12 protein-coding genes and 1 other RNA gene are annotated in these 14913 nt (G+C 42.0%); 4 read left to right on the top strand and 9 right to left on the bottom strand.

Going from position 1 to position 14913, the window contains the following annotated elements; all coding sequences use genetic code 11:
* Window positions 1-150: 150 nt before the first annotated feature.
* Window positions 151-2940, bottom strand: a complete 2790-nt coding sequence (locus tag MKY63_RS09435; RefSeq protein ID WP_339812609.1) for an AAA domain-containing protein — start codon at window positions 2938-2940, stop codon at window positions 151-153.
* 654 nt (window positions 2941-3594) lie between these two features.
* Here MKY63_RS09435 and MKY63_RS09440 point away from each other — a divergent pair.
* Window positions 3595-3816: a helix-turn-helix transcriptional regulator gene (locus MKY63_RS09440; protein ID WP_036687168.1), complete on the top strand. Its 222-nt coding sequence runs from the start codon at window positions 3595-3597 to the stop codon at window positions 3814-3816.
* 135 nt (window positions 3817-3951) lie between these two features.
* Here MKY63_RS09440 and MKY63_RS09445 read toward each other — a convergent pair whose 3' ends face one another.
* On the bottom strand, window positions 3952-6105 hold the full coding sequence (locus tag MKY63_RS09445) for a pectate lyase (RefSeq protein ID WP_038568140.1): 2154 nt from the start codon (window positions 6103-6105) through the stop codon (window positions 3952-3954).
* Window positions 6106-6448: 343 nt separating this feature from the next.
* Between MKY63_RS09445 and MKY63_RS09450 the strand changes: the two genes are divergently transcribed.
* The gene (locus MKY63_RS09450; RefSeq protein WP_169744731.1) at window positions 6449-6625 is read left to right on the top strand and encodes a hypothetical protein; all 177 of its coding nucleotides are present in this window, start codon (window positions 6449-6451) and stop codon (window positions 6623-6625) included.
* A gap of 111 nt (window positions 6626-6736) precedes the next feature.
* Here the strand turns inward: MKY63_RS09450 and MKY63_RS09455 are convergent, their stop codons facing one another.
* Window positions 6737-7363, bottom strand: coding sequence for a Crp/Fnr family transcriptional regulator (locus tag MKY63_RS09455; protein WP_339812611.1), 627 nt, complete (start codon window positions 7361-7363; stop codon window positions 6737-6739).
* 227 nt (window positions 7364-7590) lie between these two features.
* Here MKY63_RS09455 and MKY63_RS09460 point away from each other — a divergent pair, with 227 nt between their 5' ends.
* Both MKY63_RS09460 and MKY63_RS09465 read left to right on the top strand, forming a co-directional pair.
* Window positions 7591-8061, top strand: coding sequence for a DinB family protein (locus MKY63_RS09460; RefSeq protein WP_339812613.1), 471 nt, complete (start codon window positions 7591-7593; stop codon window positions 8059-8061).
* Between the two features lie 51 nt (window positions 8062-8112).
* A complete protein-coding gene (locus tag MKY63_RS09465) occupies window positions 8113-8559 on the top strand; it encodes a YdeI/OmpD-associated family protein (protein WP_036687161.1) in 447 nt (148 codons plus the stop codon).
* 235 nt (window positions 8560-8794) lie between these two features.
* Here MKY63_RS09465 and MKY63_RS09470 read toward each other — a convergent pair whose 3' ends face one another.
* From MKY63_RS09470 to smpB, 6 genes are all read right to left on the bottom strand, one after another.
* Complete coding sequence (locus tag MKY63_RS09470) at window positions 8795-10111, bottom strand: NAD(P)/FAD-dependent oxidoreductase (protein ID WP_036687159.1); 1317 nt, start codon at window positions 10109-10111, stop codon at window positions 8795-8797.
* Between the two features lie 31 nt (window positions 10112-10142).
* A complete protein-coding gene (locus tag MKY63_RS09475; protein WP_339812618.1) occupies window positions 10143-11450 on the bottom strand; it encodes an aminoacetone oxidase family FAD-binding enzyme in 1308 nt (435 codons plus the stop codon).
* A 539-nt stretch (window positions 11451-11989) separates the two neighbouring features.
* On the bottom strand, window positions 11990-12355 hold the full coding sequence (locus tag MKY63_RS09480) for a hypothetical protein (RefSeq protein WP_036687158.1): 366 nt from the start codon (window positions 12353-12355) through the stop codon (window positions 11990-11992).
* Between the two features lie 405 nt (window positions 12356-12760).
* Window positions 12761-13123, bottom strand: a complete 363-nt coding sequence (locus tag MKY63_RS09485; RefSeq protein WP_036687156.1) for a hypothetical protein — start codon at window positions 13121-13123, stop codon at window positions 12761-12763.
* Window positions 13124-13421: 298 nt separating this feature from the next.
* Window positions 13422-13786, bottom strand: a transfer-messenger RNA (tmRNA) gene (gene ssrA / locus MKY63_RS09490).
* A 201-nt stretch (window positions 13787-13987) separates the two neighbouring features.
* A complete protein-coding gene (smpB, locus tag MKY63_RS09495) occupies window positions 13988-14467 on the bottom strand; it encodes an SsrA-binding protein SmpB (protein WP_036687155.1) in 480 nt (159 codons plus the stop codon).
* Between the last annotated feature and the right edge of the window lie 446 nt (window positions 14468-14913).

Consider the following 14913-nt stretch of genomic DNA (forward strand, 5'->3'; position numbering starts at 1 on the left):
AATTAGTATAGGCTGGTCAACTATCCTGAAGCGCTGAAACGTGCTTATATAGTAAAGTAAAAGACACGGTTAAGATGTCTTTTACTTTACTTACAGCAGCTTTCTTAGAAACTGAAAGGTGGACTTACGGAGTACTGTGATTATTAAACATCAGCTTGATTGCATAATAGCATCCAGCAGCTCCCTGATCTTTCTCTCCTCTGAGCTCTCATTAGTTGCGAACCTTTTTAACTTTATTCCATATGTATTAAAAATAGTATCTTTCATTTTATCCCGCTCTTTCTGTTCCGGTTTATTCTCATGAAAAGCAAATCCGTCTACCTCAATGGCAAGCGCCGCTTTCCGATCCAACTTATGATAAATGACAAAATCCACAGAGGCTCTATTACTGATATATCGCCGCTCCTGGTCTTTCAATCTATTCACATCCTTGAATAGATTCTTGAGAAGAACCTGATTGCCGAGTGTAAATCCGCTATAAACCGGCTCCTGTAAAAGCCCCTCAAGCAGTGCCTGCATCAGATTTTCCGATTTGAATTTAGATACATTAACTCTCTTAGCCCGTTCTCTAAATGCCCGAAGCTTACCCGAATACTCCTGATACAACAGATCAAATATGGATACTATCTCACTGTCCACCACGTTCTCATCCAGCGTGCTATACTCCATATACCGTGTGAGATCCCCAATTTCATTACCATATTTCCGAAATAGGGCATGATCCGTTATCAGAATAAACTTCTTCTGCGCACGGGATACGGCCACATTAACCTTACAGGGATCATTCACAAATTTCATACCTATTTTGCCAGAGCGTGTCTGATCCAACACTGTAGACATAATCATAATAGACTTCTCCCGGCCTTGATATTTATGTATCGTGTCACTCTCGATATCATCGACAAACTGTCCTGCTGCTTTCTCTACCTGCTTGCGGTAAGGTGTGACGAAGCCAATATCCGATTGACCAGCCGCTACTTCCTCCCAACCCGCAAGGATCTCCCCTTCAATGACATCCAGCTCCCGCTGGTTGAACTTCCCTTTCTTCTCACCAATGGTTACTTCTCGCAAGTGATTACCCGGCGCAGTCCTGTAAATCAGCAGTGGAACTTCTGTATCCTCTTCAGTCGTAAAAGTAATTAAATCGCCATTATAGTACTTTTGATTGCAAAACTGAATGATTTTGGGATGGCACCGATAGTGCTCTTTAAGCATCACTTTGGGAATATCATCTCCATATAGGACAAGCATGGATGACAGTAGATTGTGTTGAAAATAATTATAAGCTTCGTCGATGTTAGCGGATGCAGCACATCCAACCTTCTTCTCAATCTCCATACTCACAATTTGCGGCAGCTGTTTGGTATCCCCAACAATGATCGCACGTTTGCAACAGGATAGCGCAAGTGCGCCTGTCACCAGATCTACCTGAGAAGACTCGTCAATAATAACGTAGTCAAACAGATCATTGGCCGGCACGCAATTACGCAAAGAATGAGTCGTGCTTAGGACAATCGGATAATATTCGATGAATGACTTAAAGTTTTTGCTCTGCCGATAATCTTTTGCATTACATTTCAACCGAGAGAGATTACGATATTTCTCATACAACTTATGTTGGAAAAGCTGAACGGAACACTGCTGGTGTTCCTTCAGTAAAGGCTGATAGGACGCAGACTGCAGCTCTTGTTCAATCCTTACAATACGACCCGATAGCTCTTCAATCCGCAGAATATAGAACTTCCGCTGAACATTCAGAATCACATCTGCCCCCTGTTCCTTCAAATATTTAAGCTCCGTGAACCCATGTTTGACAAAAAGCTTGAACTTGTACAAAAGACCATTCTCTTTACCTTTTCTCACCGCAAGGTGGCTATCCTTCATGAACTCAAGCATCCGCTCAGGCGTCTCATGATAGAATGACAACTTCTCTAATGGCTCTATATTCTGCTTGGCGTAGTAGTTCTCAAAATGCTTCTGCTCCAGCACATACGCCGACAGCTGTTGCTTCAAACGCGCCTTCTCCATATCCAGTACCATCAGCCGATTAATACGACCATCCAGCTCCTGTATCTTGGATAGTAGCTCCGCCTCAGGCAACTCGCTTTCCCAGCCAGAGACCTCGGCGACAGGCAGATTCGCAAAGAAATTTTCTTTATTCTCATTATTGCCAAGCCCCGCAACCAAAAAGGGATAACCCTCCGCCTCCAGCTTATCGCGCACATTCTGCACCGCCGCATTGTTGCCTGAGACCACAGCCACCTTCTTCTCTTGCATCACAGCCAGGTTGGCCAATATATTGAGAATGGTCTGGGTTTTGCCTGTACCTGGAGGGCCTTCAATGATACTGATCTTACTTCGTAAGGCATGATCCAGGGCCGTCTTTTGGCTAAGGTTATACCTGAATGGGAAGATCGGCTGTAATTCAACAGTGACATCCTCGCTCACCGGAGACCCATTAACATAGTGACTCAATACACTTTCTGGGTGTACAAAACTGAGCTTGGCAAATTCCTTTTTTAAAAAAGCGTCCATCTCCGGCTGATCTTCTCCGCCCTCAATATGCCCTGAAATGGCACGCCAATACTCCATGACCTTCAACGCATCTGAGCTCTTCACTCCGCTGCTCTCGATTCGAACATGCACGGCTTCATACACCCGATTGGTTCCATCCTTAAAAAACACACGAATCCGAGATCCGAAATCCAGCACTCGCATAACATTGCTAAGAGGGTTATCCCGATGAAACACCACTTGCTCTTTGGTGATTGCTGTAATAACGGGCTTGTCTAGAATCATTACATCACTTGCATTGTAATAATAGGGTTTATTAGAACTGCGATAAATCAACCTTATGTTTACGCCCAACTGTTCATATGATGCGATTTCTGAGGTGCGGTCTTTGTTTTTAACAATAATCAGGTATCTTTCTTCGTCCATGGCTATTCCTTCTGTGTTCGCGTATTTAGAATTAATATGTAGGGAATTCGGTAGAATGTAAGGATATTCCTTCATAGGAAGGACATAGTCTTATTGATAGGCTAAAAAGACACCTTGATTGGTGTCTTGAGGGGAAAGCTAATCCAAGAAAGTATTTGAGGAAACTACTTATGAAGAGAAACTATCCTATTATTAATCATCAACTAAGATTTCAATCATCATTGCCGCTCCGGTCTTGAATCCACACACAAATGCAGCAGTCATCTCCATCCCCTGGGCTTGAGAATACAGTTCCAATAAAGACTCCAGCTCATCAAAATCCCCTTCGGACGGTAGCTGGGATCCTTGGAGATGAAATCCACGCTGGGAAATAAGCTGCCGTGGTATAGAGATTCGAGAATGTTGGGCATAGGAGCCTCCATTTTTAGATATTTGAGGAGATTTATTTTCATTATAGTTTGCTTCTAGTGATACGAATTAAATAAAGGCTCATATCCACCACTTATCCTCAACTTCTCATATGAGATACATTTTTTTGGTGAGAATAAAAAATACGCATTCAATACGCATAAGCGTACCAGTTATGGAATTATTATACGTTACGCTTATGCGTATAGTCAAGATGAAAACTCAGAGTTAGTGAGGCGATTAGAAGTGGGAAAGAGAGTTATAGTAAAAATATCAGAATTGACCAAAAAACATAAGATTTCCCTACGAGAATTGTCCAGAATATCCGATGTCCGACATGCTGCATTAAGTGAGTTAGCTAATGGAAAAAGGGAGAATATTAACTTTAGTCATATAAGCAAAATTGCAGAAGCTTTAAATATTGAGGATATTCGTGAGATTATTGATTTGGTTGATGATAAAGATTAATCAAATCAACACAAAATTGATAGTTTTTCAATCGACAATAACTCAAGTAATAAGACCATAAGAAAAAGCAAAGAAAAGCGACCCCTACAGGTCGCTTTTCTGATACTCCATATTAAAGTAGAGGCGGTCAGTTCCCTATTCCAGCTTCATATAATACAGATTCGCCGTACTATCTTTTGTAATGGTATGCGCACCTGCGGCCAGAGAGACAGTGGCAATGCCATTGGTTATAGGGTAACTTGTTCCATCCACTTTGATTTTCGTTCCCTCTGTGTTGAACACTAGGGTTAGCGTTGAAGCTTTAGCAGAAGTGAATTGAATGCTGGTTGCACTCTCAATTTTTAGACATTGGGATAGGGTTAAACCCTGATATGCCACAGTTCCCTTACTTGTTGAGAGATTGCCTTGGATATTGAAGAAGCTGCTTGTTGTTCCATCCGTAGTAAAGTTGTGAACGGTTGCTCCCGCTGTCGGCACTGGCGTTGTCGTCGGTGCTGGAGTCGCCGTTGGTACAGGAGTTGCTGTTGGAGCTGGGGTCGCTGTTGGCACAGGAGTTACTGTTGGCGTAGGTGTTACTGATGGAGTCGGAGTCGGGTTCGTTGGGTTTGAATTCCCCCCTACAGAGACAAGTCCCGTTGTGTAGCCTCTGATTGCAGACATCAGCGCTGTATTCAGCGCATACGAAACGTCATCCACTGAATCATTAAATTCCCATGTGAAGTCTCCGCCATTCAGACGTCCGGCTTTTGCCATAACAATCTGTTCAACATTGCTTACGTTATCAATATTAGATACGTTCACTCCTGTATTTACGCTCGTGTCGAAGTTGTTATAGGCTGTTCCGCCTTTTAATGCTTTGTATGAGCTTGGGACGGTTTCATTTCTTGACGAAGCTAAGTAAGCATCAAATGAGGTAGCATTAGCAGGAGCTGTCCCTGTGTTTGAATTCGCATAGATGAGACTTGAAGCCTCTACAATAAGATTGTTATAGGCTTTAATCACACCTCCATTTTCGCCTGAGAACGTACCCTCCCCTAAAGCATCTGTACCTTGTAAGGAGATCATCATTGGAAATTTAGCATGTCTAAAATAATTAGATTCTACAAAAGCTGAAGCACCTGTAGTTACACCCACACCGTATTTGGAGATACCATCGAAAAAGTTGTTATAGATATGGACGGAAGCCACTCTAATCCGCGGATGACGGGAGTCCGAATGGTCAAACCAGTTGTGGTGGAAGGTAACAAAAAATTCAGCCGGCTCACTCAAACCAACTAGCGAGGATTTTCCGGAATCCCAGTAATGGTTGTAAGAGATTGTAATATAGTTGGATCCATTTTTAAGGTCTGTGGAACCGTCGCCCTTGGCTTGGTCTGCATCGCCTCCAGCAGCTCCATAAAAAATATCATTATTATGCACCCAGACATTCATATTGCCGGAATCCATTGAAATGCCATCGTCAGGGAATAACATTACACCCAGGTTTCTTACTTCCACATTACCTACATATCTTAGAAGCATTCCCCAACCGTACGCGTAAGCATCATTCCCGATACCTTCAATAGTAATATTCATTTCCGAATAATTGTTTTTACCTTTGACTTCAAGATACCCACTGCTGTTAAGCTGTCCACTCAGATCAGCAGCTGTAACTTTTCCGATAATTCGGATCGCAAGTGGAGTTGTATCATAACCTTTTTGTCTCAGTGTCAGAATACCACCCAGACCAACCCCTGTTTGTACAGCGCCGGAGCTGTTGATTTTCACACCAAGGGTTACGGTTTGCGCATTCTGAGATGTTATATACAGCACTTGAGCACCATTCTTGAGGGTTCCATTCTCATTATAAGCCCCTGATCCTGTACCATATTGCGAACTAGTCGAAAAAGCAAATCCTGAGCGGTCATATGACGTTACGGATAGTGGATTTGAAACCGCACTTACCGTCCCACCCCCTGACAAGGTAGCTTCAACTTTCATCACATAATTACCGGCTGCAAGCCCAACAGCATCTGCTCTCCAGTAGGAAGAATATTTGCGGATTAACTCATTATTAATTTGTTGATACCCAGAATCCGCTGCACTTGCCAATTTAACATAAACGTTATACCCTGTCGCATTGCTTACAGGTGACCATTCCACATATGCCGTTTCATTCCAGCCTCCACTGCCTGTTACCGCAAGACCAGCAGCATGCACCACCGTATTTGTCCATCCACCTACTATTAAAGAAAGAGCAAGAGAAAACAACACAACAATACTGGTTACCTTTGCAACTCTTTTTTTCATTTTATTTCCTCCCGATTTAAATTTGTTGCAGATATCATTGTAACCGCTTGCAAAAAATGAAGTTTCTCTTTTCACCTCCTAAATATTTAGAAAGAGATCCTGCATCTAGCCCCTGTATCCCTTCGAAAATAATACAAATTCTGGAACCAGAACACGTTCAACATATCAAAACTAAAAAAGGTTCCGAAACAATCATTTACTCATATCTCCCATATCTAACCGTGTTCTGAGCTAATGATTATAGGACAGCGAATGGATTGTGATCATACAACACGAATAGCCACACAGTAGCCAGCACATAATAAAATTCACAACCATTAGGTAAACAAGGAGGAATTTTCAATTGAGCGCAAATAAACCAGACAAGAATCTGATCAACACTGTAAAAGATTTGGAAGCCACGCCCGTAAACAGCCTGGAAGCCCAACAGCAGCAACAAGCCCGTAATGATCGCCGCAAGCAATCTCAGCATGACAGCGACGGCAAATTCACGGAAAATGAAACCGGGAACTTTCATTAAAGTCGGGAATACTGTTGGAATCTTCTTTTTAAGCTGCAATAACGTAAAAAGACACCCTTCAAGGTGTCTTTTCTTTTACTACCTATGGAGCCGCATCATAATGTATTTCCTTTAATCAATACGTATCAACTGCTCATCCTGTAATCCAAGCAATGATTTTTTCACGGTCTCACGCGCCGTTCCTGTCATATCCGCCAGGTGTTGATACGTTAATTTCAAATCGATTAGAACACCTTCATCAGAGGGCACTCCGTGCTCTTCTGTTAGACGCAACAACACGCGAGCAATACGCGTACGCACGTCGATAACGGTCAAGCCTGTTATTAATTTATTGGCATCACGCAGACGATCTAATGCTGTTTCCAAAATGCAGATTAGTATTTCCGGATTACTTTTTAGTAAAGGAATGAAATCGCGTTTTTTCAAAATACATAAGGTAGACTTCTCAATGGTCCTCGCAGAAGCAGAGCGCGCTCTTTCATTTTGCAACAAAGCCATCTCTCCAAAGAAATCACCTACTCTAAAAATAGAGAGTACTACATCCCTAGAGTGGTTATCTTGATAGATTTGAACAACTCCAGATAGAACCAGATAGAGCTCCTCTCCCTCTTCACCCTCAAAAAAGATGGACTCTCCTTTTATATAAGTACGCTCGCCACATACCTTAGTAATTTCAGCTAAATATTCATCATCAAGATGTTCAAAGAACGGAAAATCCTGTAACAGTTGTGGGTTCATCTTCTAGAGGTTCCTCCAGTATAAGTAATAATTTTTTTATGATTGAATCGCGAACCTATCCTATATTGCAATACTTTTAATTCAAGATAAATAGCGACAGCTTCATTAAATTATTATGTGACACAAATTTTCCAAATGCACCATCGTAAAATGGAAGGTTTTGGTTTTGTTTGTGGAGAACAAGAATAAAGTTAAGATTCAAAATTTCGAGAAGTGAGTTGATGAACATGAGTGATAAGATGGTGGCTGTTTTAAGAAGACAGTTTGATCCAACCGTAGAAATGTTGAAGAATCTTATCGAAGTATGTCCTGATCATTTTTGGAAGGATGCCAAGCATAAATACTGGAAGCATATATTCCATGCTACAACCAGTATGAAATTTTGGTTTAGGCAGCAAAAGGATGAAGAATTCAAAATACCTGACTTCGGTAAAGATATAACAGAAGACTTAGATAAGGAGTGCTCTGAGTACCCTACTAAAGAGGAAATGACACAGTACGTAGAAGATATATTGAGTGTGGCTCGCAAGTTTTTTGATGAACTTACTGACGGCAGATTATTGGAACCATGTGTGCTATACGAAGAAATAACTAAAACTGATGTTATCCTCATGCAGATAAGGCATGTTCAACATCATATAGGTTATTGCAACAGCATATTGAATTCGAATCACCTAGAAACAGCAAAGTGGCTATGATAAAATGAGTGACCGAAATCAGCTTCTTTACCACGAGGAGTGTTATTTAATATGGTTTATGAATTTGATAGTGAGATAAAGCTGCTGGAAGGTAAAATGAAATGGAAAGTAGTCTATTTCCCCTATTCAGTAAGGGAGATATTCAATACTAATGGTAAAGTACCTATTCAAATCTCTGTTGACGGGTACGAATTTGACCATACTTTATTGCCGTCAAAGAATGGGCATTATTTTGTTTATAACGAATTTATTCGAAGAGCATTACAAAAAGAGCTCGGTGATACATTACATATAATACTTAAGAAATGCGAGGAAAATCGTAAACTGATTGTGCCAGATTACATTACTACAAACCTTGAAGAGTACCACATGCTGAATACATTTCTAAACCAGCCTGATTACATTAAACGAGAGCAGATTAATTATATTGAGCTTGCTAAAAAGGAAGATACAAAAAATAGACGAATACTAGCTCTAATTGATAAACTTAAGGATTAATAAAGGGACGACAATAAAGTTGAGGTAAAATGAAGACATCAGAGTTAAGCAACGAATATTGATATTTCGCTAAACCCCAACAATCATTTTTAAATGAGCACCAAACTTTAAAAAATCACAAAAAAGCGATGAGAAACAACCCTCATCGCTTTCACATTACTAAAACCAGACTTGTTACAGCAAACCTCTGCCTAGTAATAGGTGATCGTTTAAGAGTCAGCAACCATCTGCCCCCTTACGTGGTGCTAGCACGTCGATCAGCAAGCGCCATCGCGGCGGCATAGCCGGAGCTCCAGGCCCATTGCAGGTTATAGCCGCCGCAATCTCCATCGACATCCATCACCTCACCTGCCAAATACAGTCCAGGGACTAACTTAGATTCCAACGTTCCTTCGGTTAGCTCCGTCGTATCGATGCCACCAGCTGTTGTTTGTGCATTAGTAAAGCTATTGGTATCGGTCACTTTAAATTCCCAACGCTTCAAGATTTTATAAAATATTTTTTTTGTTTTCCACGAAAGATCCTGACAAAGCAGGTGCAACTGTTGATCAATTCCAGCCTCCTTCAGCAGAACTGGAATCAGTTTCTTGCTGACGATACCTATAAGGGAATCGGCAACCGTCCGGTGTCCGAAGATCCCCCAGTGGATCTCCAGAAAATCAATTAACTCTTCCTCCGTGCGCTCCGGCATTAAATCAACCGACAATGTCACCGATTCTCCTATTCCGAGATTATACGCAGCCTTTCTGCTGAGCTGAAGTATGGGCGGGCCCGAGATACCATAGTCCGTAAAAAGAATCTCACCAGACTCAGTGCGGATGACTTCATTGTTTACGATAACATGGGCCTCTCCCTCAAATTTGATGCCCGATAGTTCCTTCAAATACGGATAATCCAGCTTCAATTGTACAATGCCTGGCACCGGGTTGATCAAGGTGTGCCCCAGACGTTGGACAAGCGTATAACCGGAGCCGTCCGTTCCCGTTTTGGGAGCGGTAAGGCCGCCTGCACATAGAAAAAGATAGTCGCTGGTATACACAACCTGTTCCTCTGTCTCCGTCTGGCAGGTTATCGCGAACCGCGGATGTCCCGCCGAAACGGTAACATCCAACACTTTATGTTTATAATATACGGGAACATTCCGATCCTCCAGCGCCAGCTTAAATACACCCGGCACCGAAGCCGCCTGCAGCGACATCGGATACATCCGGCCATTCTCCAAGCTTACAAAAGGAAGCCCGAGCGAGGAGAAAAATTCGATCGTTTGGCGGACACCGAATTGCCGCAATACATGTATTGGGAATCCTTCCTGATTACTGTGATACTTGCGTGATAAAGCGGCCGCTTCATCCGTACCGGTGGCGGTGGATTGGTTCGTAATGTTGCAACGCCCGTTACCCGTCGTTATTATTTTCTTCCCCAGCCGGTCATTGCTTTCAATAATTGCTGTATCAATACCTTGATCCCTCGCTGTAACTGCAGCCATTAGACCTGCAGCACCCCCACCGATAATGAACAGCTCGTGGTGCTTAGAAGTCTGATCCTTATACATGTTAATTGATGCATCCCTTTTCCTAATAAATTTATTGAATTGACTTAGCTAGCGCCATGGCGGCCACATATCCGGAACTCCAGGCCCATTGTAGGTTATAGCCGCCGAAGTCTCCATCCACATCCATCACTTCGCCAGCCAAATAAAGCCCAGGTACTAGCTTGGATTCCAGCGTTCCTTCGATTATTTCCGACGTATCGATGCCGCCAGCTGTCACTTGTGCATTCGTAAAGCCATTGGTATCCGTCACTTTAAATTCCCAGCGCTTCAAGATTCGATAAAATTTCTCCTTAGTTTTCAACGACAGAGCCTGGCAAAGCAGCTGTGGCTGCTGATCTAAGCCGGTCTCCTTGAGTAGGACCGTAACAAGCTTCTTGTTAAAGATGCCAACGAGAGAATCTGCAACCGTCCGGTGTCCAAAAGTCTCCCAGAGCCTTTCTAAAAACTCAACTAACTCTTCCTCCGTGCGGTCAGGCATCAGATCCACCGATAATTTCACCTGTTCTCCTCTTGCAAGATGATACGCAGCCTTCCTGCTTAGCTGGAGAATTGGCGGACCAGTAATACCATAGTCCGTAAAGGCAATTTCGCCCTGTTCACTGCCGATGACTTTACCGTTTACAATAATATGAGCTTGTCCCTGAGATTTGATAGTGGACAGTGCTCTCATATTCGGATATTGCAGCTTCAGTTGCACAATGGCCGGTAAAGGCTCAATCAGGGTGTGTCCCAGACGTTCAGCAAGTGTATACCCAGGAGGTTCTTTTCCCGCATTTGGACCGGCAAGGCCACCCGCAGATAGAAGTAGATAGTCGCTAGTATAAACAACCTCCTCCTCTGTCTCCGTTTGGCATTTTATCTTGAAGCGCGGATGATTCTTCGAAACAGTAACATCCAACACTTTGTTATTGAGGTACACCGGAACATTCCGATCCTCCAGCGCAAGCTGGAAAATATCCAGCACCGCTGCTGCCTGCAGCGACATCGGATACATCAAGCCATCCTTCAATCTTGTAAGCGGAAGCCCGAGAAAGGAGAAAAAATCTATGGTCTGACGGATGCCAAATTGCTGCAATACCGCAAGTGGAAATCCGGCCTGATTACTGTGATACTTGCGCGATAAAGCGATTGCTTCATCTGTACCCGTTGCAGTGGATTCATTTGTAATGTTGCAGCGCCCATCACCTGTCATTAATATTTTCTTTCCAATCCGGTCGTTACTCTCCAGAATGGCAGTATCGATACCCATATCCCGCGCAGTAACAGCGGCCATTAATCCAGCAGCACCTGCGCCGATAATAAACAGCTTGTGGTGCATAGAAGTCTGATTCTCATACATGGTTGATCAATGCATCCTTTATTCCAATTTTTCTAAAAGCACAGAAGCACTTTATTAAATTATAGCATAAGTGTACTGGTTTTCATTTATCTCCTTATGTACTCATCACATCTTAGGTTAGCCTTTTATCCCTTGACTGCAATTTAGTCCATAAACAAGAAAAAAACCGCTTTATCAGCGGGTTTCAAATAGAGCCTAGGAGTCGAACCCCCTGTCCGAAGATAACGGCACATAAGCTTCTACGAGTGTAGTTACTGTTTTGATGTCCCCTAGAAGCATTCTATCCAATATTTGATAAGTCATTCTGATTAAGGAGACTGATCATAGGAATAACTCCTTAGTATAGTGATCCAATTATATAAGTTAATCCTGAATATATCGGTTTTTCACAGTGCTTCTTCAATACGCAGAAAGTACCTTTGGCGCTACAGATGATGGCTGGATCCAAGCAACAATTATGATCACCAACCACAACGTTGAATAAAGAACGATAACCTTATGTATGCTACCAGAAGGTTTACTAAAGTTTTTAGAAGTTGCTAATTCCCTGCGGAATCAAGATACGCTTCAGCTTCTTCTATCGATTCGTACAAGTTTGCAATATCTTTAAACATACGATTCATTTGCGTTTTGTAGAACGCGGTAGGCGCAACATACACCCATTTATGTTTTGTAGAGATTCCAGCTTTCACAGCATCTTCACCAGTTGGAGCAAGAATTGCCATCACCTCTTGCTTAAATACCAGGCCACCAGTAATTACAGTCATACCTGTAAACCCTCGCTTAGTTTTCTTCAGTACTTTCGGAAATTGTTCTGCGTACGCAAAGGCATCCTCAACTTCCATACCGTCCGATGTTACAATAATTCTGTTTTTATTTTTAACATAATCAATAGTAAAACTCATAATAGTAATTCCTCCGAATGTTTTTGCTTTTGAGTGCTTAATGCCATAATCTAATCTTATATCAGTTCGAGCTCTTATAGATGTAGTTTCGGAAAATGTGCCACTAATTATTAACTTCAAAGTGAATGATCTAATTTTAGACGTAGACAACATGTCTACAAAAATGAATATATTAGTTCCCCATAATTCATTGTCTGCATTCGGTCTACAATTCAATCACTAAACAGCAAAAAACCGCTATCTCAGCGGTTTTTTGCTTATGGAGCCGAGGGAAGTCGAACCCCTGTCCGAAGATAACGGCACATAAGCTTCTACGAATGTAGTTACTGTTTTGATGTCACAAAATTCATGACTCCCACCAGAAAATTGTTTACGGTGTAGTTGTAATTCTAACTCAAAACTGTGCTATAGCGAAAAATCGGTAACACCCTTTTTATAGGAAAATTTAAGACTATATGTTTCTTCTTTTCCATAGGGCATTGTAGCAATTTTTATACGAGTATAATCAAGCCTGCTATCTCTTAACACTCTCTTTATCAAGGCTATACTCCGTTCTTCTTCCGTAATGATACAAAATATATTAAGAGCATATTTTTTCGGGTCGGAAATGCATTTACCCATATCAAAGCCATCAACACAACCTAAGTTAGTATCTACTAGAGATATGTCCAGGTATTCCATGACTTTATCTCTTAACCAGTTATCACGTTGGCTTCCTTTTTCACTTTTTAGAGGATACTGTACTACTAACCAAAATTTCTCACTCATTCATAATCACCAGCCAATGAAGAGATTTATTATAATAATTATAACAAAGAAACTTTGCAAAAGGGTACCGTTAACCATAGTATGGGAACCATCCTCATGCGGATGGTATTCGTGGTGGTAGAGAAATCTTTTGCAGTTTAAAAATATGCATACCAAACATTCCGAGACCACATAGTAGACATGATAAACCACAAGTACACATTTGAGGAATTGGCTGAAATCATTAAAAGGCATTGCCTAACTTTAATTATGAGGATACAAAAAAGCGACCCCTAAAGGTCGCTTTTTCTAAAACTCCATATGGAGCCGAGGGGAGTCGAACCCCTGTCCGAAGATAACGGCACATAAGCTTCTACGAGTGTAGTCACAGTTTTGATGTCACCCGAGTATCGCCCCGTAACCGGCTATACGTTGGGTCAGCCTGATTGTCTTCTTCAGCTCACCGCAGGCGGAGATGAGACAGCGTATCCCACTATTTGTTAGCCCCTATCCCTGTCACATGGGCGATGCAGAGTAGAAGCACGCACACAGTTTCTTAGGCTGCGAAAGCGTAGTTGTTTTGTTGTTTGCCGTTTAATAGGCTTTAGCGTTGATGAAGCGGACGCGTCCCCACTACTCGCTACTCATGCTCGAACTACCCCCGTCGAATCCAAGAACGGCCCCTCATTAAAAAGGGCGCTTCGGATCAAGCGGATCTTCCAAGCAAGAGAGATCCAATCTACAGCTTCTTATTCAAGAAAACTGTAACGAAGCAATAACTAACTTACTTACTCAGTATAGCACATTTATCAACACTTTAACACGTGGGTTAAAGGAATTGAAGGTTGAAACTGGAACTCATTTGAATCGTCTAGTTCTCCCAGATTATCTGGCGATCTTTTGCTTATCACGCAGTACACGCTGGATATCACGTTGAGCATCTCGCTTGGCAGCCGAGTCACGTTTGTCATACTCTTTTTTACCTTTACCAAGACCAATCAGCAGCTTCGCATAGCCATTCCGCACATAAATCTTAAGTGGCACAATCGTAAACCCATCTCGCTTGGACAAGCCCAGCAGTTTATGAATTTGCTCCTTATGCATTAACAATTTACGTGTGCGTGTGGGATCGGTAGGATTGGCACGGTTACCTTGTTCAAAAGGGCTGATATGCATGTTGTGAATCTGAATCTCGCCATTACGGATCGTAGCAAAAGCATCTCCAATATTAGCGCGGCCATTACGCAGCGACTTGATCTCTGTACCCGTCAGCACCAAGCCAGCTTCATAAGTATCCTCGATAAAATAATCATGGGAAGCTTTCTTGTTCTGGGCAAGTACTTTCCCGTCTGCTTTTTTACCCATGAGAATCACTCCTTGAATCATATTCATAAGTTAAAGTAACCATGTCTGTCTAATCTTAAACGACACAGCCATCGAACGTCTGATCTATATTGTAACAAATGGAATCAAGTGAGCGCAAGGAACCTTCAACCAAATATACTTCACCTAATTTGTCATAGAGTTGTCAGTAATATTACCCAATATCTAGCATTTGTTACAAAAAATCATTAAGCTGCATCTATTCGACGCCTATTCAAATAGTGCTGCTTTTACCTATACTGTGCAATCCTATACTGTACCTATCCTATCCTCTACCTATTCACTTGCTATCACCTACGTTTTTCTATATAAATGTATTTCGTGCAACTATTTAAGCCTTATCACCGCCAAAAAACTAATTAGTTGCACTTTCTGCAGCTAAAAAAGCGAAATCAGACCAATTAAAGGTAACTGATCAGATTTAAATG

It is taken from the genome of Paenibacillus sp. FSL R7-0189 (genome assembly GCF_037969925.1).
In the GTDB taxonomy this organism is placed as follows: domain Bacteria; phylum Bacillota; class Bacilli; order Paenibacillales; family Paenibacillaceae; genus Paenibacillus_AQ; species Paenibacillus_AQ odorifer.

Excerpts from the sequence above, each read along its gene's own strand:
- MKY63_RS09435 (WP_339812609.1), bottom strand. The coding sequence starts at position 2,940 with ATGGACGAAGAAAGATACCTGATTATTGTTAAAAACAAAGACCGCACC.
- MKY63_RS09445 (WP_038568140.1), bottom strand. The coding sequence starts at position 6,105 with ATGAAAAAAAGAGTTGCAAAGGTAACCAGTATTGTTGTGTTGTTTTCT.
- MKY63_RS09455 (WP_339812611.1), bottom strand. The coding sequence starts at position 7,363 with ATGAACCCACAACTGTTACAGGATTTTCCGTTCTTTGAACATCTTGAT.
- MKY63_RS09460 (WP_339812613.1), top strand. The coding sequence starts at position 7,591 with ATGAGTGATAAGATGGTGGCTGTTTTAAGAAGACAGTTTGATCCAACC.
- MKY63_RS09465 (WP_036687161.1), top strand. The coding sequence starts at position 8,113 with ATGGTTTATGAATTTGATAGTGAGATAAAGCTGCTGGAAGGTAAAATG.
- MKY63_RS09470 (WP_036687159.1), bottom strand. The coding sequence starts at position 10,111 with ATGTATAAGGATCAGACTTCTAAGCACCACGAGCTGTTCATTATCGGT.
- MKY63_RS09475 (WP_339812618.1), bottom strand. The coding sequence starts at position 11,450 with ATGTATGAGAATCAGACTTCTATGCACCACAAGCTGTTTATTATCGGC.
- MKY63_RS09480 (WP_036687158.1), bottom strand. The coding sequence starts at position 12,355 with ATGAGTTTTACTATTGATTATGTTAAAAATAAAAACAGAATTATTGTA.
- MKY63_RS09485 (WP_036687156.1), bottom strand. The coding sequence starts at position 13,123 with ATGAGTGAGAAATTTTGGTTAGTAGTACAGTATCCTCTAAAAAGTGAA.
- smpB (WP_036687155.1), bottom strand. The coding sequence starts at position 14,467 with ATGGGTAAAAAAGCAGACGGGAAAGTACTTGCCCAGAACAAGAAAGCT.